Origin of the sequence: Janthinobacterium sp. FW305-129 (assembly GCF_020858115.1) — a bacterium.
GTDB lineage: Bacteria > Pseudomonadota > Gammaproteobacteria > Burkholderiales > Burkholderiaceae_D > Janthinobacterium.
The window spans coordinates 1-25,411 of sequence record NZ_JACYMM010000017.1; the positions used below are offsets into that span (position 1 = coordinate 1).

The 25,411-nt window shown below is 61.7% G+C and carries 23 protein-coding genes and 2 tRNA genes; 9 read left to right on the forward strand and 16 right to left on the reverse strand.

What is annotated here, in order from left to right; genetic code table 11:
* Positions 1–199: 199 nt before the first annotated feature.
* From IGS61_RS25875 to IGS61_RS25890, 4 genes are all read right to left on the reverse strand, one after another.
* Positions 200–275 (reverse strand) — tRNA-Glu (locus IGS61_RS25875).
* A gap of 67 nt (positions 276–342) precedes the next feature.
* Positions 343–418, reverse strand: a tRNA-Ala gene (locus IGS61_RS25880).
* Positions 419–554: 136 nt separating this feature from the next.
* Complete coding sequence (gltX, locus tag IGS61_RS25885; protein WP_230542210.1) at positions 555–1,961, reverse strand: glutamate--tRNA ligase; 1,407 nt, start codon at positions 1,959–1,961, stop codon at positions 555–557.
* Positions 1,962–2,031: 70 nt separating this feature from the next.
* Entirely contained in the window at positions 2,032–2,943 is a 912-nt protein-coding gene (locus tag IGS61_RS25890; protein ID WP_230542211.1) for a LysR family transcriptional regulator, read from the reverse strand.
* A 155-nt stretch (positions 2,944–3,098) separates the two neighbouring features.
* Between IGS61_RS25890 and lysA the strand changes: the two genes are divergently transcribed.
* The 3 genes from lysA (at position 3,099) to IGS61_RS25905 (ending at position 7,006) form a co-directional block, all read left to right on the forward strand.
* Positions 3,099–4,337: a diaminopimelate decarboxylase gene (gene lysA, locus IGS61_RS25895; protein ID WP_230542212.1), complete on the forward strand. Its 1,239-nt coding sequence runs from the start codon at positions 3,099–3,101 to the stop codon at positions 4,335–4,337.
* A 63-nt stretch (positions 4,338–4,400) separates the two neighbouring features.
* A complete protein-coding gene (locus IGS61_RS25900; protein ID WP_230542213.1) occupies positions 4,401–5,966 on the forward strand; it encodes a phospholipase D family protein in 1,566 nt (521 codons plus the stop codon).
* Positions 5,967–5,971: 5 nt separating this feature from the next.
* Positions 5,972–7,006, forward strand: a complete 1,035-nt coding sequence (locus tag IGS61_RS25905) for a hypothetical protein (protein ID WP_230542214.1) — start codon at positions 5,972–5,974, stop codon at positions 7,004–7,006.
* Positions 7,007–7,055: 49 nt separating this feature from the next.
* Here the strand turns inward: IGS61_RS25905 and IGS61_RS25910 are convergent, their stop codons facing one another.
* The 3 genes from IGS61_RS25910 to apbC form a co-directional block, all read right to left on the reverse strand.
* Entirely contained in the window at positions 7,056–8,732 is a 1,677-nt protein-coding gene (locus tag IGS61_RS25910) for an alkaline phosphatase family protein (RefSeq protein WP_230542215.1), read from the reverse strand.
* A 140-nt stretch (positions 8,733–8,872) separates the two neighbouring features.
* Positions 8,873–9,280 (reverse strand): DUF4399 domain-containing protein, encoded by a 408-nt coding sequence (locus IGS61_RS25915; protein WP_230542216.1) that lies wholly within the window; start codon positions 9,278–9,280, stop codon positions 8,873–8,875.
* Between the two features lie 87 nt (positions 9,281–9,367).
* A complete protein-coding gene (gene apbC / locus IGS61_RS25920) occupies positions 9,368–10,456 on the reverse strand; it encodes an iron-sulfur cluster carrier protein ApbC (RefSeq protein ID WP_230542217.1) in 1,089 nt (362 codons plus the stop codon).
* 160 nt (positions 10,457–10,616) lie between these two features.
* Between apbC and metG the strand changes: the two genes are divergently transcribed.
* The 5 genes from metG (at position 10,617) to panC (ending at position 15,442) form a co-directional block, all read left to right on the forward strand.
* A complete protein-coding gene (metG, locus tag IGS61_RS25925) occupies positions 10,617–12,770 on the forward strand; it encodes a methionine--tRNA ligase (RefSeq protein ID WP_230542218.1) in 2,154 nt (717 codons plus the stop codon).
* Between the two features lie 19 nt (positions 12,771–12,789).
* Complete coding sequence (locus IGS61_RS25930) at positions 12,790–13,269, forward strand: GNAT family N-acetyltransferase (RefSeq protein ID WP_230542264.1); 480 nt, start codon at positions 12,790–12,792, stop codon at positions 13,267–13,269.
* Positions 13,270–13,388: 119 nt separating this feature from the next.
* Entirely contained in the window at positions 13,389–13,598 is a 210-nt protein-coding gene (locus tag IGS61_RS25935; RefSeq protein ID WP_230542219.1) for a DUF3460 family protein, read from the forward strand.
* A 17-nt stretch (positions 13,599–13,615) separates the two neighbouring features.
* Positions 13,616–14,548: a segregation and condensation protein A gene (locus tag IGS61_RS25940; protein WP_230542220.1), complete on the forward strand. Its 933-nt coding sequence runs from the start codon at positions 13,616–13,618 to the stop codon at positions 14,546–14,548.
* A 54-nt stretch (positions 14,549–14,602) separates the two neighbouring features.
* Entirely contained in the window at positions 14,603–15,442 is an 840-nt protein-coding gene (gene panC, locus IGS61_RS25945; protein ID WP_230542221.1) for a pantoate--beta-alanine ligase, read from the forward strand.
* A 39-nt stretch (positions 15,443–15,481) separates the two neighbouring features.
* Here panC and IGS61_RS25950 read toward each other — a convergent pair whose 3' ends face one another.
* Positions 15,482–15,940, reverse strand: a complete 459-nt coding sequence (locus IGS61_RS25950) for a hypothetical protein (protein WP_230542222.1) — start codon at positions 15,938–15,940, stop codon at positions 15,482–15,484.
* Positions 15,941–16,219: 279 nt separating this feature from the next.
* Between IGS61_RS25950 and IGS61_RS25955 the strand changes: the two genes are divergently transcribed.
* Positions 16,220–16,972, forward strand: coding sequence for an SDR family oxidoreductase (locus tag IGS61_RS25955; RefSeq protein ID WP_230542223.1), 753 nt, complete (start codon positions 16,220–16,222; stop codon positions 16,970–16,972).
* Between the two features lie 75 nt (positions 16,973–17,047).
* On the opposite strand, the gene cheY is transcribed toward IGS61_RS25955, so the two are convergent.
* From cheY to IGS61_RS25995, 8 genes are all read right to left on the reverse strand, one after another.
* Positions 17,048–17,446 (reverse strand): chemotaxis response regulator CheY, encoded by a 399-nt coding sequence (gene cheY / locus IGS61_RS25960; protein ID WP_010396677.1) that lies wholly within the window; start codon positions 17,444–17,446, stop codon positions 17,048–17,050.
* Between the two features lie 147 nt (positions 17,447–17,593).
* Positions 17,594–18,664, reverse strand: a complete 1,071-nt coding sequence (locus tag IGS61_RS25965; RefSeq protein ID WP_152257160.1) for a protein-glutamate methylesterase/protein-glutamine glutaminase — start codon at positions 18,662–18,664, stop codon at positions 17,594–17,596.
* Positions 18,665–18,772: 108 nt separating this feature from the next.
* A complete protein-coding gene (gene cheD / locus IGS61_RS25970) occupies positions 18,773–19,381 on the reverse strand; it encodes a chemoreceptor glutamine deamidase CheD (protein WP_034758343.1) in 609 nt (202 codons plus the stop codon).
* Between the two features lie 9 nt (positions 19,382–19,390).
* Complete coding sequence (locus IGS61_RS25975) at positions 19,391–20,263, reverse strand: CheR family methyltransferase (RefSeq protein WP_070278818.1); 873 nt, start codon at positions 20,261–20,263, stop codon at positions 19,391–19,393.
* Between the two features lie 71 nt (positions 20,264–20,334).
* Positions 20,335–22,053, reverse strand: coding sequence for a methyl-accepting chemotaxis protein (locus IGS61_RS25980; protein WP_230542224.1), 1,719 nt, complete (start codon positions 22,051–22,053; stop codon positions 20,335–20,337).
* A 187-nt stretch (positions 22,054–22,240) separates the two neighbouring features.
* Entirely contained in the window at positions 22,241–22,747 is a 507-nt protein-coding gene (locus tag IGS61_RS25985) for a chemotaxis protein CheW (RefSeq protein ID WP_034758356.1), read from the reverse strand.
* Positions 22,748–22,778: 31 nt separating this feature from the next.
* Positions 22,779–24,980, reverse strand: coding sequence for a chemotaxis protein CheA (gene cheA, locus IGS61_RS25990; protein WP_230542225.1), 2,202 nt, complete (start codon positions 24,978–24,980; stop codon positions 22,779–22,781).
* 43 nt (positions 24,981–25,023) lie between these two features.
* The gene (locus IGS61_RS25995) at positions 25,024–25,389 is read right to left on the reverse strand and encodes a response regulator (RefSeq protein WP_034758362.1); all 366 of its coding nucleotides are present in this window, start codon (positions 25,387–25,389) and stop codon (positions 25,024–25,026) included.
* Positions 25,390–25,411 lie beyond the last annotated feature (22 nt).

Below are 25,411 nucleotides of genomic sequence, written 5' to 3' on the forward strand. Positions count from 1 at the left end.
AGCGGGATCGAACCGCTGACCTCTTGCATGCCATGCAAGCGCTCTCCCAGCTGAGCTATACCCCCCGGGCGCAGAAATAATAAAAGCCGCACTTGGCGACTTTGTTCCACTACTTGCTTTCCATCCAGATTCCGCTTTTTACGGGCCTGAACTTACAACAATCAGTACAAACAACTGCCACTACTATACCACAACTACTTGGCGTCCCCAAGGGGATTCGAACCCCTGTACTCACCGTGAAAGGGTGATGTCCTAGGCCTCTAGACGATGGGGACCGCGGAACTTCCAAACAACAACTGCACCACTTCAACGACTAACAAAACCTGACTGCGATTTTGCTGCTGGTGGAGGTAAGCGGGATCGAACCGCTGACCTCTTGCATGCCATGCAAGCGCTCTCCCAGCTGAGCTATACCCCCGTTGGTGCAGAAACAAGAGTATAGCAAAGAAGTTTCACTCTGCAAATACCCTTTTTCGTCTATGAGCAACTTTTCATAGGGGCGGTTTCCGCACGCTGTTTCTGCGACTATTTCAGCGCTTATTTCAGAGCGCCGCTTACAGCCACTTTGCCAGGCGCGCCAGCACGGTGTCGCGGCCGAACATCACCACCACCTGGTCGATGGCCGGCGTCTGCAACTGGCCCGTCAGAATCAGGCGCAAAGGCATGGCCAGCAGCGGCATCTTGATGGCGTGGGCTGCCAGCACTTCCTTGATCATGGCGGCCACGGCTTCCTTGCTCCACTCCACCGTGGCGATGCGCTCGGCAAACTGCGCCAGCACGGGCTTGATCGCATCCGTGATGTGCTGCGTTGCCAGCTCCGCTTCCGGCTGCGGCTCGCGGAAGAACAGCATCGAGCCGGCAGCCAGTTCATTGACGGTATTGGCGCGCTCTTTCATCATGCCCAGCACTTGCGCCAGATCAGGCGCGCCTTCGAAGACGGCGCCGGCTTCCAGCATCTGCGGGCGGGCCAGGTCGGCCAGGCGGGTGTTATCGGCCTGCTTGATGTACTGGTTATTGAGCCACTTGAGCTTTTCCAGGTCGAACTGCGCGGCCGACTTGGTCAGGTGGTCGAGGTTGAACCACTCGCAGAACTGCTCCACCGAAAATACTTCATCGTCGCCATGGCTCCAGCCCAGGCGCGCCAGGTAGTTCAGCATCGATTCCGGCAGGAAGCCCTGCGCCGGGTAATCCATCACGCTGACGGCATCGCGGCGCTTCGACATCTTCTGGCCGTCCGAACCCAGAATCATCGGCAGGTGGCCGTACAGCGGCAGCGGCGCACCGATGGCGCGCAGGATGTTGATCTGGCGCGGGGTATTGTTGACGTGGTCATCGCCGCGCAGCACGTGGGTGATGCCCATGTCCCAGTCATCGACGGCCACGCAGAAGTTATACGTGGGCGTGCCGTCCGGACGGGCGATCACCAGGTCGTCCAGCTCGCGGTTCGAGATCGTGATCGTGCCCTTGACCACGTCGTCCCACGTCACGTCGCCATCGAGCGGATTCTTGAAGCGCACGACGGGCTTGCGGTCGGCAGGGATGGCAGGCAGGGTCTTGCCCGGCTCCGGACGCCAGGTGCCGTCGTAGCGCGGCTTTTCGCCGGCCGCGCGCATGCGCTCGCGCATCGCTTCGACTTCGTCGGGCGACGAGTAGCAATGGTAGGCAGTACCCTCGGCCAGCATCTGTGCCACCACTTCGCGGTAGCGGTCCATGCGCTGCATTTGGTAGAACGGGCCTTCGTCGTGGTCCAGGCCGAGCCACTGCATGCCTTCAATGATGGCTTGCACGGCTTCCGGCGTGGAACGCTCCACGTCCGTGTCTTCGATGCGCAGCACGAAGGTGCCGCCGAAGTGGCGGGCGTACGCCCAGCTGTACAAGGCTGTGCGGGCGCCGCCCAGGTGCAGATAGCCGGTCGGGCTGGGAGCGAAACGGGTGCGGACGGGAGTAGCGGTTGTGGTCATCGAAGTAATCAGGCCTGAATAAGTAAAACGCCATTTTACTCTGTTGACCGCCGCCGCTCCACAAGCGCCGTCACAGCTGCAGCAAGCGCCTTTTCACCTCGTCCGCCTGCGCATGCAGCGCCTGCTCGAACAGCGCGACCAGTTGCGACAGGGGCCGGTGCAAGGGTTTCACGAGATTCACCGTGAACGGGAGGGACACGGCAAAGCGGCGGATCTGCAAGCCCTGCCCCGCATAATCGAGTGCGGTGAGCGGATTGACGATGGCCAGCCCCACGCCTTCGCGCACCATGGCGCACACGGAGGCGGCGCTGTGCGTGTCGAGCGCCATGCGCCGCTCCACGCCCGCCTGCGCGAAGATGGCGTCGATCTGCTGGCGGTAGGGGTCGACGGCGGCCAGGCTGATGAAAGGCTGGCCCGCAAAGTCCGCCGGCTGCAGCACGGCCTTGCCAGCCAGCACATGGCCGTCGGGCAGCACGCACACTTCATCGACGGACATCAAGGTGGCCAGCGCGGTGCCGGGCGGCGCATTGTCCACTTCCGTCAGGCCGATATCGTGGCGCTGCGCCGACAGCCACTCTTCCAGCAGCGGCGACTCCTGCGGGGTGATGCTGATGCTCACCTTGGGAAAATCGGCGACGAAGCGCTTGCACGCCTGCGGCAGCAAGGACTGTGAAAACACGGGCAGGCAGGCGATCGACAGCTGCCCCTGGTCGAACTGGCGCAGGGCCGCCGCCGTGCTGACGATGCGTTCCAGGCCAAAGTACGCGCGCTGCACTTCCTCGAACAGCTGCAGCGCCTGGGCCGTGGGGCGCAGCCGCCCCCGTTCGCGCTCGAACAGGGTCAATCCCGTCAAGTGCTCGAGGCGCGCCAGCTCGCGGCTGACGGTGGGCTGCGAGGTGTGCAGCATGGCGGCGGCGGCCGTCACGCTGCCGGTCGTCATGATGGCGCGGAACACTTCGATATGGCGCAGGGAGATAGTCATGCCCATATCATAAATGAATAAGGTAGCCTCAAATGGATATTTTATGTTTACACAGAAAACCCGCATCATGACCAGCATCGTAGGATTAGCGGGCAAAGCCCGCGCAATCCGACACCACCTCCGACGCCACCCATCACATAATAAAGACCACCGCCATGAAACCAGTGCCAGACGCCACCCTCGCCCAACTCGCCCAGGAACACGGCACGCCCCTGTGGGTGTATGACGCGGCCACCATCCGCGCGCGCATTTCCCAACTGGCGCAGTTCGACACGGTGCGCTTCGCGCAAAAGGCCAACTCGAACATCCATCTGCTCACCGTGATGCGCGAAGCGGGCGTGCACGTGGACGCCGTCTCGCTGGGCGAGATCGAGCGCGCGCTGCAGGCGGGCTTTGCGCCAGCGCAAACGAATGGCGCCGCCGGCCTGGTGTTTACCTGCGACCTGTTCGACCGCGCCACCCTGGCGCGCGTGGTGGAAGCGAAGATCGAGGTCAATTGCGGCTCGGTCGACATGCTGCGCCAGCTGGGCCCCGTGTCGCCCGGCCACCGCGTCTGGCTGCGCATCAATCCCGGCTACGGCCATGGCCACAGCAACAAGACGAATACGGGCGGTGAAAACAGCAAGCATGGCATCTGGCACGAAGAGCTGCCAGAGGCGCTGGCCGTCATCCGCGCGCATGGCCTGCACCTGGTGGGCCTGCACATGCACATCGGCTCCGGCGTCGATTACAGCCACCTGGAAACCGTCTGCGGCACCATGGTCGACCTGGTCAAGAGCATGGGCCACGACCTGGAAGCCATTTCCACGGGCGGCGGCCTGTCCGTGCCATACCGCGAAGGCGAGCAACCCGTCGATACGGACCATTACTTCCAGCTGTGGGATGCGGCGCGCAAGCAGATCGAGGCGCACCTGGGCCATCCCGTGCACCTGGAAATCGAACCGGGCCGCTTCCTGGTGGCCGACGCGGGCCTGCTCGTGGCCGAAGTGCGCGCCACCAAGCAAATGGGCGGCAACCACTTCACCTTGCTCGATACGGGTTTCAATGAACTGATGCGCCCCGCCATGTACGGCAGCTACCATGAAATGTCGGTGATCGCGCACGACGGCCGCGCCCTCGACGCCCAGCGTGCCACCGTGGTCGGCGGTCCCCTGTGCGAATCGGGCGACGTGTTCACCCAGCGCGACGGCGGCGTGGTGGAAACCCGCCTGCTACCTGCAGCGCAGGTGGGCGACTACGTCGTCTTCGAAGGCGCGGGCGCGTATGGCGCGTCGATGTCGTCGAACTACAACAGCCGCCCCCATGCGGCTGAATACCTGGTCGATGGGGCGCAATCCCGTTTGATCCGCCGCCGCCAGACGGTGGCCGAGCTGATTGCGCTGGAACAACTGTAAATCCTCGCCCGCGTGCGGGCATGCGCATCTGCTAACATCGGGGCAACTCGATGAAAGCCCGCCATGCCCGCCCAAGCACTTCCCTTCCGCAGCGCCACCCGGCTGCTGCTGTCCCTGCTGCTGTCCGCCATCCTCGCCGGCTGCGCTACCCTGCCTTCGCTGGACAGCCGCATCCCCTCCACCGTCCTCACCGATACGGCCGATACCCGGCTGGCCATGGCCATTGCGCCCATGGCGGCGCAGCATCCCGGCGTGTCCGGCATCTACCCGCTGGTCGACGGGCGCGACGCCTTTGCCGCGCGCGCCCTGCTGGCCGCCGCCGCCCAGCGCAGCCTGGACGTGCAGTACTACATCTGGCACAAGGACATCACGGGCACCTTGCTGTTCGATGCCTTGCGCCAGGCGGCCGAACGGGGCGTGCGCGTGCGCCTGCTGCTCGACGATAACAACACGGCGGGCCTGGACCAGACCCTGTCCATGCTGGGCAAGCAGCGGAACCTGGAAATCCGCCTGTTCAATCCCTTCGTGCCCCGCGCGCCGCGCGCGCTGGCCTTCGTCACCGATTTTTCGCGCCTCAACCGGCGCATGCACAACAAATCGTTCACGGCCGACAACCACGCCACCATCGTGGGCGGGCGCAACGTGGGCGATGAATACTTCGGCGCGGCCGGCGATGTGCTGTTTGCCGACCTGGACGTGCTGGCCATCGGCCCCGTCGTCGAGGATGTCTCGCACGATTTCGACCGCTACTGGAACAGCGCTTCGGCCTACCCGGCCAGCCTGCTGCTGACCCGCCCAGTCGACGGCGACGCAGCCACCATCGCCGCCGAGGCGGACCGCATCGACGATACCAGGGCCGCCGAGGAATACGTGCAGGCGCTGCGCACCTCGCCCTTCGTCAAGCAGATGATGGAACGCACCCTGCCCTTCGAATGGGCGCGCACGCGCATGGTCAGCGACGACCCGGCAAAGGTGCTGGACCAGGCCCGGCCAGGCACGGGCGTGGCGGACAAGCTGCAAAACCTGCTCGGTGTGCCGGAAAAGGAAGTGGATCTGGTGTCGCCGTATTTCGTGCCCGGCAAGGCCGGCACGCAAGCCTTTGCCGACCTGGCCAGCAAAGGCGTGGGCGTGCGCATCCTGACGAATGCGCTGGAAGCGACCGACGTGGCGGCCGTGCATGCGGGCTATGCAAAGTGGAGGAAACCGCTGCTGGAAGCGGGCGTGCTGCTGTACGAGTCGCGCCGCTCGTGGGAAGCGGGCGACGCGCGCGAGCAGCCGGGCCGCTTCGGCAGCTCCGCATCGAGCCTGCACGCGAAAACCTTTGCCGTCGACGACCGGCGCATCTTCGTCGGCTCCTTCAATTTCGATCCGCGCTCGATCGACTTGAACACGGAAATGGGCCTCGTCATCGATAGCCCCGTGCTGGCCAGCCAGCTGGGGCAAGCCATGCGCACGGCCATCCCGCAGCGCGCCTACCAGGTACTGCTGAACCCCGACGGTTCGCTGTACTGGCTCGCCCGCGACGCCAGCGGCGCCACCACGCGCTACGACACGGAACCTGGCGCCAGCGTGTGGAAGCGCATGGGGGTGGCGATTCTGTCGGTGCTGCCGATAGACTGGCTGCTGTAAACACCATGAACCTCCACGGTAAGCGCGAAATGAACCTGTTCAATCTGCTGTCATGCAAGCTTGAAAATTTCATCAACATCCGGCCAGCTGCGTGCGCAACAGGGCCTGTTTTTTACCAGGAAAACGAGGTATCGCTGCTCTGCGTCGCCGCCAGAAAACGCAATGGCGCAATTTGCTACGCAAGCCGCTGGCACGATCTGTTTTCTGTCGGCGCTTTTGAAAAGACCATGTCGAAGCAAGGCTATACGGAAGCGGATTGCCATGCGCTGCTGCTGTTGCTGGGACGGTTCGGCTTGCTGCTCGAAATCGACAACCGTCAACGCAGCAACAAGGAATATTTTATTTTTTTCTATCTGATCCAGCTGATCAGCCTGAAAAACAGCCATTGCGACGCCGATGCACGGTGGCGTAACCACATGCTGCGCTTCCTGCTTTTTGAATTAAGCATGGACGACGAAGCCTATCGTCGCTTCAGCATCCGCGACCAGCAGCTGCTCATGTCCACCGATTGCCAGGGACAAGTGACTGTACTGGACATGATCGAGGTGGCATACAAAGCGATCAGGGCGGATGACAGAAAGGAGCATGCAATACTGAGTACCCTGAAAAGTTATCAGACAGGCGTAGTCAAGCTATTGACGCAAGCTGATGACACGAGGTACCGCTTCAGCCTTGACGACAGGTATAGCGAATTGATGTACCCCGACGTCTTCCTGCATGCCTACGCTCATGACCGGCCCCTGGTATTTGCGGCCTTGCAGGACACCGTCAACCCGCTTCAATCGACGGAAAACCTGTTCGTTTCCAATATCCTGCTGATGAATTACGCGTTTTATATTTTGAAAAACAATCCTCGCGATATTCTGGCATTGAAAAAATACGTAAATGACCAAGTGGTGTTCGGAAAACTGCTGGAGGCAATCATCAAGCGCCGCATGGCGGTCGGCAAAGCGTCGTTTGAAAAGATCGCCATCGGCCACGACTTATCCCTGATCGCTGAACCTCCGGGCGCGTTCTACAATATTCTGTATACCCTGTAACCGGACACCAGCACCGGCAATGCCAACACTGTTGCCGGATGACGGGGGGCTACCGGACTGCCTCGGTCAAAATACGCCCCTCCGACGCCGACGGCTGGCGTATGCGCAGCAAATGGGCCAGCGTAGGCGCGATATCGACCACTTCCGCGTACTGGCCATAGGCGCCCGGCTTGATCCAGCGGGGGCCGAAGACCATCAGCGGCACGTTGGTGTCGTACGTGTACGGCGTGCCGTGCGAGGTGCCGCCGCTGCCCTTGCCGAAGTACCAGGCCGGCTTTGTGACGACCATCAGGTCGCCCGACAGCTGGCGGTTCCAGGCGCGGCGCATCAAGGTATCCATGCGCGTGGCCACCGCCCCTGTTTCCATCTGCGTGCGCGTGTAGACTTGCGCCAGGCCGTCCTGCTGCAGCAGGAAGCGGGCCGCCGCGTCTTCCAGGGCCGCGCGATGGACGCCGCTCTTTTCCGCCAGCGCGTAATCGAGGTAGATGTTCGGCAGCGACGACGTCGTCACCAGTTTATCGATGCCCAGGCTGGTCGCCAGGTGCTGGTTCAAGGCATCGACCAGCTTGGCGCCATCGATGCGCCTGGCCGAGAAGCCGCGCGTTTCGGCGAATTCCGGCACGTTGGCAAAGCCATGGTCGGCCGTCAGCACCACCAGCACGTTGTCCATGCCGACTTTTTTATCGAGATCGGCAAAGAAGCCGGCCAGCATGCGGTCCAGGCGCTGCAGGTGGTCATGCGACATCTTGCTTTCCGGGCCGTAGGCATGGTTCACATAGTCGTGCGCGGACAGGCTCACGCCGAGGATGTCGGGCACGCCGGCCGGGTTGCGGCCCAGGTTTTCGCCATCGATGGCGGCGCGGGCGAATTCCAGCGTCAGCTCGTCGAGGAAGGGACCGGACTTCAACCGGCTGTAGTACTCGCCATCGAGCTTGCCGCTGTCGCTGTAATAGGCGAACGGGAAGGTGTTGCGCGTGCCCGGCTTGGCCGCCACCAGATCGTCACGGGCGTCGCGCGCATAGGCTGAATCGGCCAGCAGCGGCGTCCAGCTCTTGCCATAATAACGGTCCTGCGGTTTGGCAGCCTGGTAGCGCTGCACCCATTGCGGATGCTGCTGCATGTAATAGGTGCTGCTGGCGAAATTGCCCGTCTTTTCCATGTACATATAGGCAGTGCCCGTTTTCCCGGCCAGCAAGATGGCGCCCCGGTCCTTGCCCGACACGGTGACGACCTTGGCCTGGTCGCCCGTGGAATAGCGCAGCTCGTCGCCCAGGGTGCTCACGCGCAGTTTGGTCGGCGCCGTGCCGTCGTCGGGCTGCGTTGTTTCGCCGATGTAATGGAAATTGCCGTCCTCGGTGCAGTACACGGATTTTTTCGTGACGGGATCGATCCAGTTATTGCCGATCACGCCATGCTGATAAGGATAGGCGCCCGACAGCACGGCCGAGTGGCCGATGGCGGTCACCGTGATGCCATGCGCCTGGTGCGCATCGCTGAACCACGCGCCCTGCTCCAGCAGGCGGCGGAAGCCGCCCTGGCCGAACTGGTCGCGGTAGCGCGTTACCTGTTCCTGCGGCAAGCCGTCGACCACCAGCACCACGACCAGCTTCGGCTGCGCCGCAGCATTGGGAACAGCCTTGGCCGCGTGCGCCTGGCACGCCGCCACGCTAGTCACCAGCAGCAGCGCCTGCGCCAGTTGCCGGGAAAGGGAGAAATGTTTCGTCATATCCGCTCATCAAAAGTTAGGCCACCGGCCAGCATACGCCGACTATATGACACAATAATGACAAGAGGCAACAATATGAAAAAGGCCAGACTCCATCGCTGGAATCTGGCCCCATGCCTAAACAAATGAATATGCCCGAGTTACTTGACCGTCACTTTGATGCTTTTGCTCAACTCCGGCCCATACGACTGGTGCGCGCCGTTGGCGAACTGCATCGTCAGGGTGTACTGGCCCGGCGGCAAGGTGACGTCCGTTTCCGTTTGACCTTTGCCAAAATGCAAATGTTTGTCATCCATGGGTATCATCTCGCCCGCCTTCATCGGCCCCGTATTGATGAGCAGATGATGGTGGCCCGTCTTGACCGTCATGTCACCGGCCGGCTTGACGTCCATGCCGCTGACGGCAAATTTCACTTTGAACGGGCTCGTCACCGTCGCACCATCGACTGGCTCGACGAACGACACGGATTGGGCGAAGGCGCTGGCGGCCAGCAGGCTGCCGGCAACCAGGACTGCGGCCTGGCGCAGGAATACGGTGGTCAATTGCATGATGTCTCCTCTTGTTTAATAACAACACGGACTGCATGAAACCATATTCCTGCCGGCAGTGGCGCATAGGAGCGCCAAGTCCAGCCGCTAGTCGTTCTTGATGACGATCGACGGGAATTTACTTGTCATATCCTTCGTCTTTTCCGCCACCTTGATGGCGATGGTGCGGGCGATCTGCTTGTAGATGACGGCGACGGGGCCTTCCGGCTCGGCCACGACTGTCGGCGTGCCCGAGTCCGTCTGCTGGCGAATCGCCATGGTCAGCGGCAAGGCGCCGAGGAATTCCACGCCAAAGTCCGCACACATCTTCGCGCCGCCGCCGGCGCCGAAGATTTCTTCCGCATGGCCGCAGTTCGAGCAGATGTGCGTGCTCATGTTTTCCACCACGCCCAAAATCGGAATGCCGACTTTCTCGAACATTTTCAAGCCCTTGCGCGCGTCCAGCAGCGCGATGTCCTGCGGCGTCGTGACGATCACGGCACCCGTGACGGGCACTTTTTGCGACAGGGTCAGCTGGATATCGCCCGTGCCTGGCGGCATGTCGACGATCAGATAATCGAGGTCGCGCCAGTTGGTCTGGTCCAGCAGTTGCTGCAAGGCTTGCGTGACCATCGGGCCGCGCCACACCATCGGCTCGTCCGGATCGATCATGAAGCCGATTGACGACACTTGCAGGCCGTGGTTTTCCATCGGCTCCATGCTCTTGCCGTCCAGCGTCTTCGGCTGGCCGCTGATGCCCAGCATCATCGGCTGCGACGGGCCATAGATATCGGCGTCCAGCATGCCGACGGTGGCGCCTTCAGCAGCCAGGGCCAGGGCCAGGTTGACGGCCGTGGTCGATTTGCCAACGCCGCCCTTGCCGGAAGCGACAGCAATGATGTTTTTCACGTTGCTCATCGGCTTCAAGCCGCGCTGCACCGTGTGCGAAATGATCTTCGACGACACGCCCACGCTGACGTTGCCCACGCCCGGCAGCACGCGCAGGGCGGCCAGCACGGACTTGCGGATCAGGTCAATCTGGCTCTTGGCGGGGTAGCCCAGCTCGATGTCGAGGGAAATATCAGCGCCATCGACCTTCAGATTCTTGACGGTTTTGCTGGAAACGAAATCTTTATGTGTATTTGGATCAATAACCTGGGCCAGCGCGGCCTTGACGTCTTCTACTGTGATGCTCATGTAAATCTCCGTGTGTACTACATATGTGCAATACGCGCAGTCTAGCGCAAATTTGCATGGCGCGATGGCGGCAAAAGCATCACTTGCCGGCGCTGCATCTGCTCATATTGCCTTTCCGCTGTTAAAATGTCCTATTATCCATCCCAAAAGTGCATCAATCATGACTCGCAAGCTGTTCGTCACCACTGCCCTGCCTTACGCAAACGCCGCTTTTCACATTGGCCACATCATGGAATACATCCAGGCTGATATCTGGGTCCGGTTCCAGCGAATGCAACGCGATGGCGCAGCCGGCCGTGAAGTGCACTTTGTGGGCGCCGACGATACGCATGGCACACCCATCATGATCGCCGCCGAAAAGGAAGGCATTACGCCGCAGCAATTCGTCGCCAACATCGCCGCCGGCCGCGCCCAGTACCTCGATGGCTTCCACATCGCCTTCGACAACTGGTATTCGACCGATTCGCCGGAAAACGTTGATCTGTCGCAATCGATCTACCGCAAACTGCGCGATACGGGCCTGATCGTCACGAAAACCGTCGACCGCTTCTTCGACCCGGTCAAAGGCATGTTCCTGGCCGACCGCAACATCAAGGGCGAATGCCCGAAATGCGGCGCCAAGAACCAGTACGGCGACAATTGCGAAGTGTGCGGCGCCGCTTACCAGCCGACCGACCTGGTCAACCCGTTCTCCGTGTTTACCAACGCGACGCCCGTGATGAAGCCGTCGGAACAGTATTTCTTCAAGCTGTCCGACCCGCGCTGCTTCGAATTCCTCAAGGATTGGCTGAATACGCCAGGCCGCTTGCAGCCGGAAATGGTCAACAAGGTCAGCGAGTGGCTGGGCGAGGCGGGCGAAAAGCTGGCCGACTGGGACATCTCGCGCGATGCGCCCTATTTCGGCATCCCGATTCCCGATGCGCCGGGCAAGTTCTTCTATGTGTGGATGGATGCGCCCGTCGGCTACCTGGCCAGCCTGAAAAACTATTGCGACAAGAAAGGCATCGATTTCGACGCCTTCCTGAACGACCCGACGACGGAACAGATCCATTTCATCGGCAAGGACATCGTCTCGTTCCACCTGCTGTTCTGGCCTGCCATGCTGAAATTTGCCAATCACCCGGTGATCGACAAACTGAAAGTTAATGTTCACGGCTTCCTGACGGTCAACAACGAAAAAATGTCGAAGTCGCGCGGCACGGGCATCTCGCCGCTGCGCTACCTGGACCTGGGCATGAACCCGGAATGGCTGCGCTACTACATCGCGTTCAAGCTGAACTCGAAAGTGGAAGACCTGGACTTCAACGGCGAAGATTTCGTGGCCCGCGTGAACAGCGACCTGATCGGCAAATACGTGAACATCGCCAGCCGCTGCGCCGGCTTCATCGCCAAGCGTTTCGACGGCAAGCTGGCATCGACGCTGTCGGAAGGCGCGCAAAGCTGGATCAACCGCGCGTTGACGGTGGACGTCAACGGCGTCATCGTCGAGCGCCAGGCCAGCATCGCCGCGCATTTTGAAAACCGCGAATTCGGCAAGGCCTTGCGCGAAATCATGGAAATCGCCGATATCACCAACCAGTATGTCGATGAAAACAAACCGTGGATCCTCGCCAAGGACGTCGAAAAGACGGCCGAACTGCACGACGTGTGCACGACGGCCCTGATCCTGTTCCGCCAGCTGACGATTTTGCTGTCGCCGGTGCTGCCGGGCGTGGCCAAGAACGTGGCATCGTTCCTCAACGACGCCGAGTTCACTTGGGCGGATACGCAAGTGTTCGGCGACGCCGTCTCGAACAGCATGCTGGGCCGCACCATCGGCGCCTACAGCCACTTGATGACGCGCATGGATGCGAAGATGATCGAAGCGCTGTTTGACGCGCCGCAAGCGGCCCCCGCCATCGCGGCACCGGCCGGCGACGCCGCCAACGACGCCGCAGCAGCCCCTGCCGCTGCAGCCATCGAGGAACTGGCGCCCGAAATCAAGATCGACGACTTCCTCAAGGTCGACCTGCGCATCGCCAAAATCGTCAACTGCGAACTGGTCGACGGTTCCGACAAGCTGCTGCGCCTGACCCTGGACGCGGGCGAAGGCCGCTTGCGCAATGTCTTCTCCGGCATCCGTTCGGCGTACCAGCCGGAAGAACTGATCGGCAAGCTGACGGTGCTGGTGGCCAATTTGGCGCCGCGCAAGATGAAGTTCGGCATTTCGGAAGGCATGGTCATGGCCGCCTCCGCCGCCGACGAGAAGGCCAATCCGGGCATCTACATCCTGAACCCATGGCCGGGCGCCGAACCTGGCATGCGCATCCGTTAAGCCACCACAAGGACCGATGATGAATATCGTGGTGCGCGAAGCAACGAATGCCGATGCACAACTGATCGCCGAGCTGACCCGCGCCGCGTGGGCCGGCAAGGTGGCGGCCTCGTCCAGTGGACACCACGAGACGGCGCAGCAGGTGGAAGCGCAACTGCGCCACGGCGGCGGTTTTCTGTTGCTGATCGACGACATTCCAGCCGGTTCGCTGCGCTGGATGCCGCTCGACAGCGATCCCGCCATCTGGAAGATTTCGCGCATGGGCGTGCTGCCCGCCTACCGGGGCAGCCACGTCTCGCAACATTTGCTGGAAGCCATCATTCATCATGGCCTGTCGTGCCAGGCCGAGGAATTGCGTCTGGCCGTGCGGCGCGACCAGCGCAAGCTGATCGATTTTTATGCGGCCTTCGAATTCGACCTGGCCGAAGAACTGGAATATTCGCACGCCAACCCCGCCGAACCGGCGCCGATGGTGATGCGGCGCTTGTTACGTTATTGATTGCGTTATTGATTTTTAGCAATTTCGCCCCGGACTTGCCGATACGACAACCCGCCAAGCGGCACGGCGCGGTAAAATACGGCCGGCTGACCTTACCCATAAGACACTCAGAAGAGAATATGAAACTGCCTGCAAAACACAACAACTACGTATCCGACCACACCTTGTTCATCGCCGAACTGAAGGCCAAGAATCCTGGCATGGAAGCGGGCCAGCAAGCGGGCCGCGCCCTGCTGTGGGACAAGCCGGCCATCAGCATCGATGAGCAGGAGCGCCAGCTGGCGTCGGCCGTCAAGCAACAGGCTTACGTTTACCAGAACAAGAACTAAGATCTGGAACCGGTACGATGTTGCCTGAAGAGTCTGCAGTCACGCCGGAAGCCGACGCTTCCGGTGCCGGCGCAGTCATCGAGTCGCCCGAACCTGTCGCTGACGGCGACGGCAGCGGCGACCCTGCAGCATCCGCCACGGCAGTAACGGACGCGGCGCCCGCCGCCGACCCGCTGGGCATCGCCCGCCTGTACGGCGAGCCGATGATGCGCATGCCGACGGATTTGTACATTCCGCCGGACGCGCTGGAAATCTTTCTCGAAGCCTTCGAAGGCCCGCTCGACTTGCTGCTCTACCTGATCCGCAAGCAAAACTTCAACATTCTCGATATCCCGATGGCGCAGGTGACCCTGCAATATCTGAAATATGTCGACCAGATCCGCGTGCGCAACCTGGAACTGGCCGCCGAGTATTTGTTGATGGCTGCCATGTTGATCGAGATCAAGTCGCGCATGCTTTTGCCATCGCGCAAGAGCGACGTCGAGGAAGATGGCGGCGACCCCCGTGCCGAACTGGTGCGCCGCCTGCTCGAGTACGAACAGATCAAGCTGGCCGCCTACGACCTGAACGCCATTCCCCAGTTCGAGCGCGATTTCGTGCGCACGCAGATTTTCATCGAGCAAAGCCTGACGCCCACCTGGCCCGACGTGGAACCGGTGGACTTGCAGCAGGCGTGGCTCGACGTGCTGAAACGCGCCAAGCTGACTCAGCATCACCGCATCAGCCGCCAGGAACTGTCCGTGCGCGAGCACATGTCGAGCATCCTGCGCCACTTGCAGTCGTCGCGCTTCGTCGAGTTCAGCGAGCTGTTCGACATTGCCGGCGGCGTGCCCGTGGTGGTGGTCAACTTCGTGGCCTTGCTGGAACTGGCCAAGGAAACCCTGATCGAAATCACGCAGGCAGAACCGTTTGCCCCCATCTACGTCCGGCTGGCGTATTCGCCCGCCTGATCCCTTCCCTTTGTCACTGACCACCGTACAACGGGGTTTTAGCGAAAGCAATCCATGAAAATTATTTCCGACATTGAAGAATTGCGCGACCAGCTCAGCGGACAGCTGCGCACGGCGTTCGTCCCCACCATGGGCAACCTGCACGAAGGCCATCTGTCGCTGATGCGCCTGGCGCGCAAGCATGGCGACCCCGTCGTCGCCTCGATCTTCGTGAACCGCCTGCAATTCGGCCCGAACGAGGATTTCGAGAAATATCCGCGCACCATGGCGGCCGACATCGCCAAGCTGGAAAAGGAAGGCGTGTACGTGCTGTTCGCGCCGACGGAAAAGGAACTGTATCCGGAGCCGCAGGAATACCGCGTGCGCCCGCCCGATGACCTGGGCAATACCCTGGAAGGCGAATTCCGCCCCGGCTTCTTCGAAGGCGTGTGCACGGTCGTCACCAAGCTGTTCTCGTGCGTGGGTCCCCGCGTGGCCGTGTTCGGCAAGAAGGATTACCAGCAATTGATGATCATCCGCAACATGGCGCGCCAATTCGCGCTGCCGACGGAAATCATCGCCGCCGAAACCTACCGTGCAGAAGATGGCCTGGCCTTGTCTTCGCGCAATATGTATCTGTCGGAAAGCGAACGGGCGGAAGCGCCGGAACTGTTCAAGGGCCTGAATTTCGTGGCCGAGGAAGTGCGCAAGGGCAACCTGGCCGTGGGCGAACTGGAACAGGCCAGCATGCAGTTATTGAACAGCCGCGGCTGGAAGTCGGACTACATCGCCGTGCGCAAGCGCGCCAACCTGCAAGCGCCAAGCGCCGCCGAACTGGCCGCCGGCGAACCGCTGGTGGTGCTGGCCGCCGCCAAGCTGGGGCAGACTCGACTCATCGACAACCTGGAAATTTAAACGCAGTCACAGCGGGGCCGTTCGGCCCCGTTTCTTTTATTACTTCTCCATCCCCACCAGCTTGAGTTCGGCAAATAGCGGCTTGTTGCTGCCGCGCGCCGCTTGCAACAGCTCATAGCTGGCCGCATCGAGCGCGATTTCCTCCCCCGCCCACAGCTTGCGCTGGTTCGCCGGCAGCCTCAGGCTGCGCAGGATGGCCCGCACCTGGGCCGGATCGGCTGCCAGCAGGCGGATGGCGTGCGCATGGCGCTGCGTCCCCGTGAGTATCGGCAAGCCGCCCTCGGGACCATGCTGGCTCAGGCTGACATAGTCGCGGCCTCCCACGCGGTGCAGATAAGCATGCCGGCCATCAGCTTCGGCAGGCAACTGCGCGGCCGGCTCCTGCATCTCGACGACGGTAGCCGCGACAGGTGCGACGCTGGTTTGTTCAAGGCTCACGCCGCAAGCTGCCAGCAAGGCCGTGCTCAGGGCAAAAAATAATACGGGTGCTCGGCGCATGTTGCGCTCCTTCTTGTCGGGGTCGGGGACAAAGGGAATAGTGCAGCGATCATGGGCCAAATTATTTGACGTGTAAAGTTAACTTTGGGAAATATTTCATTCCCTTGCGCAATGACTTGCGGTCAGCGGCACCACGCCTGTCCATACCAGCCAGACCGGCAATCATTGTTAATCCAATTTGCACATTGAAATCAAGATCCCTATCTTTATCCATGGATCAATAAAGATCACAATGGCTGCACTGGCCCATGCGGGCCGCCACCACGACAGGAGAAGACCATGAATACCGCATCCACCCCAGCCAAAGTTGCCATCGTCACGGGCGCCTCGCGCGGCATCGGCGCGGCCATCACCCGCCGCCTGGCGCGTGACGGCATGCAGGTCGTCGTCAATTACTCCAGCGGCAAGGAGGCGGCGGACGCGCTGGTGGCGGCCATCGCGGCCAGCGGCGGTGCCGCCATCGCCGTCAAGGCCAACGTGGCCGATGCGGGCGAGGTGCAAGTGCTGTTCGATGCGGCCGAAGCGGCCTTCGGCGGCGTCGACGTGCTGGTCAACAACGCCGGCATCATGCCGCCCGCGCTGCCGTCCCTGGCCGACACGGACGACGCCACCTTCGACAGCCTGTTCGCCATCAACGTCAAGGGCAGCTTCAACACCATGCGCCAGGCGGCGACGCGCTTGCGCCACGGCGGCAGCGTGCTCAACTTCTCGACCAGCGTGATTGGCCTGGCCCTGCCCGGCTATGCCGTCTACGGCGCCACCAAGGCGGCCATCGAGACGATGACGGCTATCTTCGCCAAGGAATTGCGCGGCAAGAACATCACCGTCAACGCCGTCGCTCCCGGCCCCACGGCCACGGCCCTGTTCTTGAACGGCAAGACGGAAGAAACGATAGAACGCATGGGCAAGATGGCGCCGCTGGAGCGCCTGGGCACGCCGGAAGACATCGCCGCCGCAGTCGCCTTCCTGTGCGGCCCCGATGGCCGCTGGATCAACGGCCAGACCCTGCGCGCGAATGGCGGCCTGGTATAAGCGAGTTCAGCCGACGAAAAAAAACGCTGCCTGTTTGCACAGGCAGCGTTTTTCTTGATCGGTATCAAACCGTGATCAGGCGCCGGCTTTTTCCAGCTTCTCGAAAATCTTGTTCAGCTTTTCATCGAGGGTCGCGGCCGTGAACGGCTTGACGACATAACCGCTGGCGCCAGCCTGGGCGGCGGCGATGATATTTTCTTTTTTCGCTTCGGCGGTGACCATCAGCACAGGCAGCTTGGCCAGTGCGGGATCAGCGCGGATATGCTGCAGCATCGTCAGGCCATCCATGTTTGGCATGTTCCAGTCCGAGACGACGAAATCATACGATTCCGCGCGCAGCTTGGCCAGGCCCATCACGCCGTCTTCCGCCTCATCGACGTTGGCATAACCCAGTTCCTTCAACAGATTCCGGACAATGCGGCGCATCGTCGAAAAATCGTCAACGACTAAAAATTTCATCTTTGGATCAGCCATGAATAACTCCGTTGTTTCTGTAGCGGTTTGTTAATAATATCGACATGAATGCCGACATTATGGTCGACACTACGGCAGCAAGTTGTAGGATAGCATTTTCGTTGCTTTTAGGCGAACAAACTTGCCTCAGATCATATAAAACGTGGCTTACACGCGCAAAGCACGCATGCCGTGCGCAGCCAGGTGTCCCAGCACCATGCCAGGCAGCGCCGTCAGAGCGCCGACCTCATGCGTAGCACCGATGGCGATCGCCTCGCGCGGCATGCCGAACACCACGCAACTGGCTTCATCCTGCGCAAAATTATACGCTCCTGCGGCCTTCATCTCCAACATGCCTTGTGCGCCATCCTTGCCCATGCCGGTAAGGATCACGCCGACGGCATTTTTACCGGCCGATTGCGCTGCCGAACGGAACAGCACGTCAACCGAGGGGCGGTGGCGGTTGACCGGCTCTCCCTGGTCGATTTTGGTCATGTAGTTGGCGCCGCTGCGCGTCAGGGTCAGGTGCGAATGGCCGGGCGCGATGTAGGCATGGCCGGGCAGCACGCGTTCGCCGCCTGCCGCTTCCTGCACCGAGATCTTGCACAGCGAATCGAGACGGCGCGCAAACGAGCGCGTAAAGCCTTCCGGCATGTGCTGCGTGATCAGGATGCCGGGGCAATCGGACGGCATCTGCATGAGGAATTCGCGGATCGCTTCCGTGCCGCCCGTGGAGGCGCCCACGATGATCAGCTTTTCGCTCGACGTCAAGGGGCTGCGCAGCGCAGGCAGCGGAGCGGCCACCTTGTCGCCGGCAGACGGCAGGGTACGCGCGCGGATGCGTGCCTTCGAGGCGGCGCGGATCTTGTCGGCGATCATGTCGGTGTACTCGCGCATGCCGCTCTGGATGGAAATTTTCGGCTTGGTGACGAAATCGACGGCGCCCAGTTCCAGCGCGCGCATGGTGATTTCCGAACCGCGCTCGGTCAGGGACGACACCATCAGCACCGGCATCGGGCGCAAGCGCATCAGCTTTTCCAGGAAGTCCAGGCCATCCATCTTCGGCATCTCGACGTCGAGGGTCAGCACGTCGGGGTTGGTCTGCTTGATCATCTCGCGCGCCACCAGCGGATCGGGCGCCGCCCCCACCACTTCCATGTCGGGCTGGCTGTTCACGATTTCCGTCATGACGCTGCGAATCAGCGCCGAATCATCCACGATCAATACCTTGATCTTCATAAATATCCTTCCAGGCCTTGCGGCCCTTGTATCTTATTAAATTAGTACCCCGGACCACACCGCCGCACGCCGCACAAGGCGACGCGCAGCAAGTTTGGTCCGCTGTCACTAGAACAGTTCGACCTCGCCACCCACCGGCGCGACCTTGAGGCGGCTGGCGTAATCGAGTTCGCGGCGCACCAGCGTATCGTTATGCGTCTGCATCAGCTTTTTCACCAGCACCTTGCCGCTGCGGGGGAAAAAATACACCTTGCGCGGGTGGATGTCGTTGAGGTCTTCGGCCACCACGCGCATCTTTTCCGCCTTCAGGTAATTAATGACGAAGGCCGCATTGCGCTCGCCCACGTTGATCGCCGTGAAGCCGCGCAGCACGGCGCCGCCGCCGAACACTTTCGCTTCCATGTTCTCGCGCCGCGCGCCAGCCTTCAGCAAGTCGTTGATCAATATCTCCATGGCGTAGGTGCCATAGCGCATCGATGCGGAAATCGGGCTGTTCGGATCGCTGCCGCCGTCGGGCAGCATGAAATGGTTCATGCCGCCCAGGCCCGTGACGCGGTCGCGGATGCAGGCCGAGACGCAGGAGCCGAGCACGGTGACGATCAGCATGTCCTTGTTGGTAAAGTAATACTCACCAGGCAAGATCTTGGCGGCGTCACAATTGAACGTCCTGTCGTAATAGACGTTAGTGGCGAATTGCTCTTTGGATTCCAGGCTCATATTTCACTCTCATGTACGATGCGACGATGCCTTGGGCGCGGCGCCCCGAGGCTGATCGAGCTCATAGACTGTTTTACCGCGCAGCTTCAATGAATCCGACACGTACAGAAAATTCTCCGAATGGCCCGCAAACAGCAGGGCATCGGACTTCATCAATGGCACAAAGCGCGACAGGATCTTGCGCTGCGTCGCCTTGTCAAAATAAATCATCACGTTACGGCAAAAGATGACGTCGAACTGCCCCGTCAATGGCCAGCTGTCGGCCAGCAGGTTGAGCGGCTTGAAGGTGATCATCTGGCGCAGTTCCGGGCGCACCCGCACCTGCCCTTCGCGGTCGCCCTTGCCGCGCAAGAAAAAGCGCCGCGCACGGTCGGCCGGCATCTTGTCGAGCCGGTCCAGGTTGTAGACGCCATTGGCGGCCGTGGCCAGCACATTCGTGTCGATGTCCGTGGCGATGATGGTGACGGGCGGCGTGAGCGTATTGAACGCCTCGCACACCGTCATGGCGATCGAATACGGCTCTTCGCCGGTGGAGCTGGCCGAACACCAGATGGTGATCGGCCCGCTCAGTTTTTTCACATGCTCGGCCAGCAGCGGGAAGTGATGCGCCTCGCGGAAGAACGACGTCAGGTTGGTCGTCAGCGCATTCGTGAACGCTTCCCACTCGTCGCCCATGCGGCCCGCTTCCAGGTCGTCCAGGTAGCGGACGAACGAGGAGATGCCGGTCGCGCGCAGGCGCCGCGCCAGGCGGCTGTAGACCATCTCCTGCTTGCTGTCGGCCAGCGCGATGCCGGCCCGCTTGTAAATCATGGCGCGGACCCGTTCGAAGTCCTTGCCAGTGAAATCAAATTCCTTGACCGAATCCGTTTTAGTTTGCGGCATTTTGTTTTTACCTCTCTATGACTACTCTGACCAATGCCTTTGCAAGTATAACTAGCGGGACCGGGTTGGCGTCAGAACTCTTCCCAATCGTCGCCGCCGGCCGCCGCCAGCTTTTTCGCGGGCGGTGGCGTGCCGGCTTGCGCCGTCTTTGCCAACCGCCGTGTAGTTGCCGCCACTGCAGGCGCCGGCCGTGCCGCCGCCTTTACCGGCACGGGAGCGGGTGTGGCCGCTGGCGCAACGCTCTCGCCACCCAGCTTGAAGATGCTGACGGCGTCGGCCAGTTTCTGCGCCTGGTCCTGCATGCTTTCGGCCGCCGCCGCCGCTTCCTCGACCAGCGCCGCATTTTGCTGCGTCATCTGGTCCATTTGCGCGATGGCCTGGTTCACTTCCTCGATGCCATGGCTCTGTTCCTGCGTTGCCGCCGTGATCTCGCCCATGATGTCGGCCACCTGCCGGATCGACGTGACGATCAGGCCCATGGTCTGCCCCGCCTCGTCCACCAGGCGGCTGCCAGCATCGACCTTGTCGACCGAGTCGCCGATCAGGCCCTTGATCTCTTTCGCCGCGCCGGCGGATCGTTGGGCCAGATTGCGCACTTCCGACGCCACCACCGCAAAACCGCGCCCCTGCTCGCCTGCGCGCGCCGCCTCGACGGCCGCATTCAGCGCCAGGATATTCGTCTGGAACGCAATGCCGTCTATGACGCCGATGATATCGACGATCTTGCGCGAGCTGTCCTTGATGGAACCCATGGTGTCGACCACTTGCGCCACCACCTTGCCGCCCTGCTCCGCCACCGACGATGCCGACACGGCCAGCTGGTTGGCCTGGCGCGCGTTGTCCGCATTCTGCTTCACGGTCGACGTCAGCTCTTCCATCGACGATGCCGTCTCTTCGAGCGAACTGGCCTGCGTTTCCGTGCGCGCCGACAGGTCCGCATTGCCGCTGGCGATCTCGCGCGACGCCACGGTGATGGTGTCCGTCCCATTGCGCACGTCGCTGACCGTCTGCACCAGGCTCTCGTTCATGTCCTTGAGTGCCTGCTGCAAGGCGCTCGTTTCATCCTTGCCTTCAACCACCACGCGCGCCGTCAGCTCGCCGGCAGCCACCTTCTGCGCCACCGCCAGGGCGCCCGACAGCGGTACCGTGATCGAGCGCGTGATGAAGATGGCGCACCAGGCGCCGATCGCCACCGCCGCGCCGCCCAGGATGAACAATACCGTCATCAGGCGCGCATCGGCCGCCAGCGAATCGTCCATGAAGCTTTGCTGCGCCACGTGCTGCAAGTCGAGCAGCTTGTTGATATCGGCCAGGGTCGTCTTGTTCAAGGGATCGATGCGGGTGGCAATCACCTTCGCCGCGCCCTCGCTGTTAAACGCCAGCACCTGCCCCATCGCTTCCTTGAAGGCTGCATCAACTTCGCCGTCAGCCTTGGCGATATTGGCCAGCAGCGCCTTCTCGCCCTCGGACAGGCCCAAGGTGGCCAGCTTGCCGCGCGCACCGTCATACAGCTTGCGCTGCTCGCGCACCTTGCCCTCTTCCACCTGCATCAGGCCCACATCGCCCTGCAAGCCGATATTGCGCATGGCGATACCGGTTTCCAGCATCGCGCTTTTCATCAGCGACGCCTGCGTATTCTTTTCGCTGGCCACAGCCAGACCCGTGAGCAACTGGGCCTTGTTACGGTAATTCAGCGCATTCGCCGAAACGATCACCACCACCAGGATGGCCAGGATGCTGCCGAAGCCTATCCCCAGCCGGGTGCCTATCTTGATATCGCGCAAACTCATTACAGTCTCCAATATTTATGTGAACGGCGCCCGTTCAACCGGACGGCGCCGTGTTGTGGCCGGGTCTCTGACGGACCTTGCAGCCTGCCGGCGCGCCTCTGGCTGATGCCCGCGCCGGTACATGCATATCTGTAGTGATTCTTTGCGTGGCCATACGGCGGCGCACCGGGCGCCGCCTTGCTGCCGCTTACGCCGCCAGCTTGTCGATCAGGCCCATCTCGCTGCTTGACATCAGCTTGTCGATGTCGACCAGGATCAGCATGCGCTCGTCGATGGTGCCCAGGCCGATCATGTAGTCGGTCGAGAAGGCGGTGCCCATTTCTGGCGCCGGCTTCACCTGCTCCGGCGTCAGGGTGGTGACGTCGGAAACGCTGTCGACCACCATGCCGACGATGCGGCCGCCGATGTTCAGGATGATCACCACCGTGAACTGGTCGTATACGGGCGTGCCCAGGTTGAACTTGATGCGCATGTCGACCACGGGAATGATGATGCCGCGCAGGTTGATCACGCCCTTGATGAATTCAGGCGCATTGGCGATGCGGGTAACCGCTTCGTAACCACGGATCTCCTGGACCTTCAGGATATCGATGCCGTACTCTTCGGAGCCCAGTGTGAAGGCCAGGAATTCACGGCCGGCGATGTCCTTGCCGTCGCCCGCATTGCTTCCGGATGTTTGTTGAGTATCTGACATGGTGCGTTTTCCTATCTTTTATCTATCGGTATTACGAAAAAATGGACTCGTCGGCCAGCTGGCGAGAGGAACGGATCAGGGCGGCGACATCGAGAATCAGCGACACGCCGCCATCGCCCAGGATGGTGGCGCCGGAAATGCCCACCACCTTGCGGTAGTTCGATTCGAGGTTTTTCACCACGACCTGCTGCTGCCCCACCAGGTCGTCGACAAACAGGGCCGCCTTGCGCCCTTCCGTCTCGAGGATCACGCAGATGCCTTCCGAGGGACTGGTAAAGCGCGGCGCAATGTCGAACATCTGGTACAGCGGAATCAACGGCAGGTATTCGCCGCGCACTTTCACCACTTGCCCCTTCCCGCTGATGTCCTTGACATCCTCAACGGCTGGCTGCAGGGATTCGATGACAAAGCCCAGCGGTAAAATATACACTTCGTCGCCGACGCGGATCGACATGCCGTCCAGGATGGCCAGGGTCAGCGGCAGCGAGATCGAAATCGTCGTGCCGAAACCCTTGGCCGAACGGATGTCGACGACGCCGCCCATGGCGCTGATATTGCGCTTGACGACATCCATGCCCACGCCGCGGCCCGACACGTCGGTGACCGCTTCTGCCGTGGAAAAGCCTGGCGCGAAAATCAGCTGCCACACGTCGGCGTCGCTCATCGACTCGGACACGTCCAGGCCTTGCTGCGCGGCCTTGGCCAGGATGCGCTCGCGGTTCAGGCCAGCGCCGTCGTCGGACACTTCGATGATGATGTTGCCGCCCTGGTGGCTGGCCGAGAGGAACAAACGGCCCGCCTCGGTCTTGCCGGCGGCCACGCGGGCGGCCGGCATTTCCACGCCATGGTCGATGCTGTTGCGCACCAGGTGCGTCAGCGGATCGACGATGCGCTCGATGAGGCCCTTGTCCAGTTCCGTGGCGGCGCCATTCGTGATGAAATCGACCTTCTTGCCTAGTTTCGTCGCCAGGTCGCGCACCATGCGCGGGAAGCGCGAGAAGACGAAATCCATCGGCATCATGCGGATCGACATCACCGCTTCCTGCAAGTCGCGCGTATTGCGCGTCAGGTGGCTGACGCTGTCGAGCAGTTTTTCATGCAGCATCGGGTCGAGCGCGCTGGCGCGCTGCTCGATCATCGCCTGCGTGATCACCAGTTCGCCCACCAGATTGATCAGCTGGTCGACTTTTTCGATCGAGACGCGGATCGACGACGATTCGGCGCCGGCCTTGTCGCCCTCTTTCTTGGCCGGTTTCTTTTCCTGCTCCGTTTCGGCCACGGCACTCGCCACGGCCGGCGCGGCGGCGGCGCTGGCGTTGCCCGCCTTGGCCGCGTCGGCGCGAATCTGTTCGAGCGGCTGGAAGAAACCGTAGCCCTGTTCGGCCTCGCTCTGCACGCCGGCGGCGGCGCGGATGTCCTCGATCGGCTGGAAGAAGCCATAGCCGGGATCGGCCGCGCCCTGTGCGGCAGGCGCGCCTGGCAGCGGGTCGAAGAAGCCGTAGCCCTGGGCCTTTTCCTGCGCCGCGCGGGCCGCATCGGCTTCGCCCGGCGCCAGTGGCGGCGCCTGCGTGATCACCATGTCGTCGGGATTGAGCACGAACGAGCAGATGGCCAGGATATCGTCCAGGCTTTCATGCGTCGTCACTTCCAGCACCTTGCGCGCGTCGGGCAAGCTCGATACGGCGACGTCGCCCAGCAAGCCCAGTTCGGCCGCCAGCGCATCGACTTCGCGCTCTTCCATCTTCGGCAGTTCCAGGCGGATGCGATGTCCGCCGGCATGGCTGACGGCGGCCTTTTCCGCCGTATGGAAGGCTGGCGCGACGGGCGTGAGCGCCGCCACGGGCACGTCTTGCGAGAACGACTGCAGCATCATGCGCACATTGGCCACGGCATCCTGGTCGACGGCGCTGCCCAGGCGATGGCCGTCGAGCTGCATCTTGAGGATATCCTTGGCCGCCAAAAAGGCGTCGACGTGTTCCGCCGTCAGGGCCATCTGGCCCTGGCGAATGCGGTCGAGCAGCGACTCGAGGATGTGCGTCACCTCGCTCATGTCGGAGAGGCCGAACGTCGATGCGCCGCCCTTGATCGAATGGGCGGTGCGGAAAATGGCATTCAGGTCTTCGGCGTCGGGCGCCGCAATATCGACGGCCAGCAGCAGCCGTTCTTTTTCAGCCAGCAGTTCTTCGGCCTCATCGAAAAAGACCTGAAAAAACTGGCTAATATCGATGGTCATAGGGTGACTCCGTCATTTGCATCGTTGCGCTGCGCGGCTGGCATCAGCCGATCACCTTCTTGACCACTTCGATCAGGCGTTGCGGGTCGAACGGCTTGACCAGCCAGCCATTGGCGCCGGCGGCACGTCCTTTCGATTTCATCTCGTCCGACGACTCCGTCGTCAGCATCAGGATGGGCACCTTCTGGTAGGTCGGCAGTTCGCGCAGCAGCTTGATCAGCTCCAGGCCATCCATGCGCGGCATGTTCTGGTCCGTCAGGACCAGGTCCACGGTTTGCAGTTTGGCTTTTTCCAGTCCGTCCTGGCCGTCGACGGCCTCCACCACCTGGTAACCGGCGGCTTTCAGACTGAACGCCACCATCTGGCGCAATGAGCTGGAATCGTCCACTGCAAGTATCGTTTTGGCCATCTTTGCTCCCACTTATTCCGGG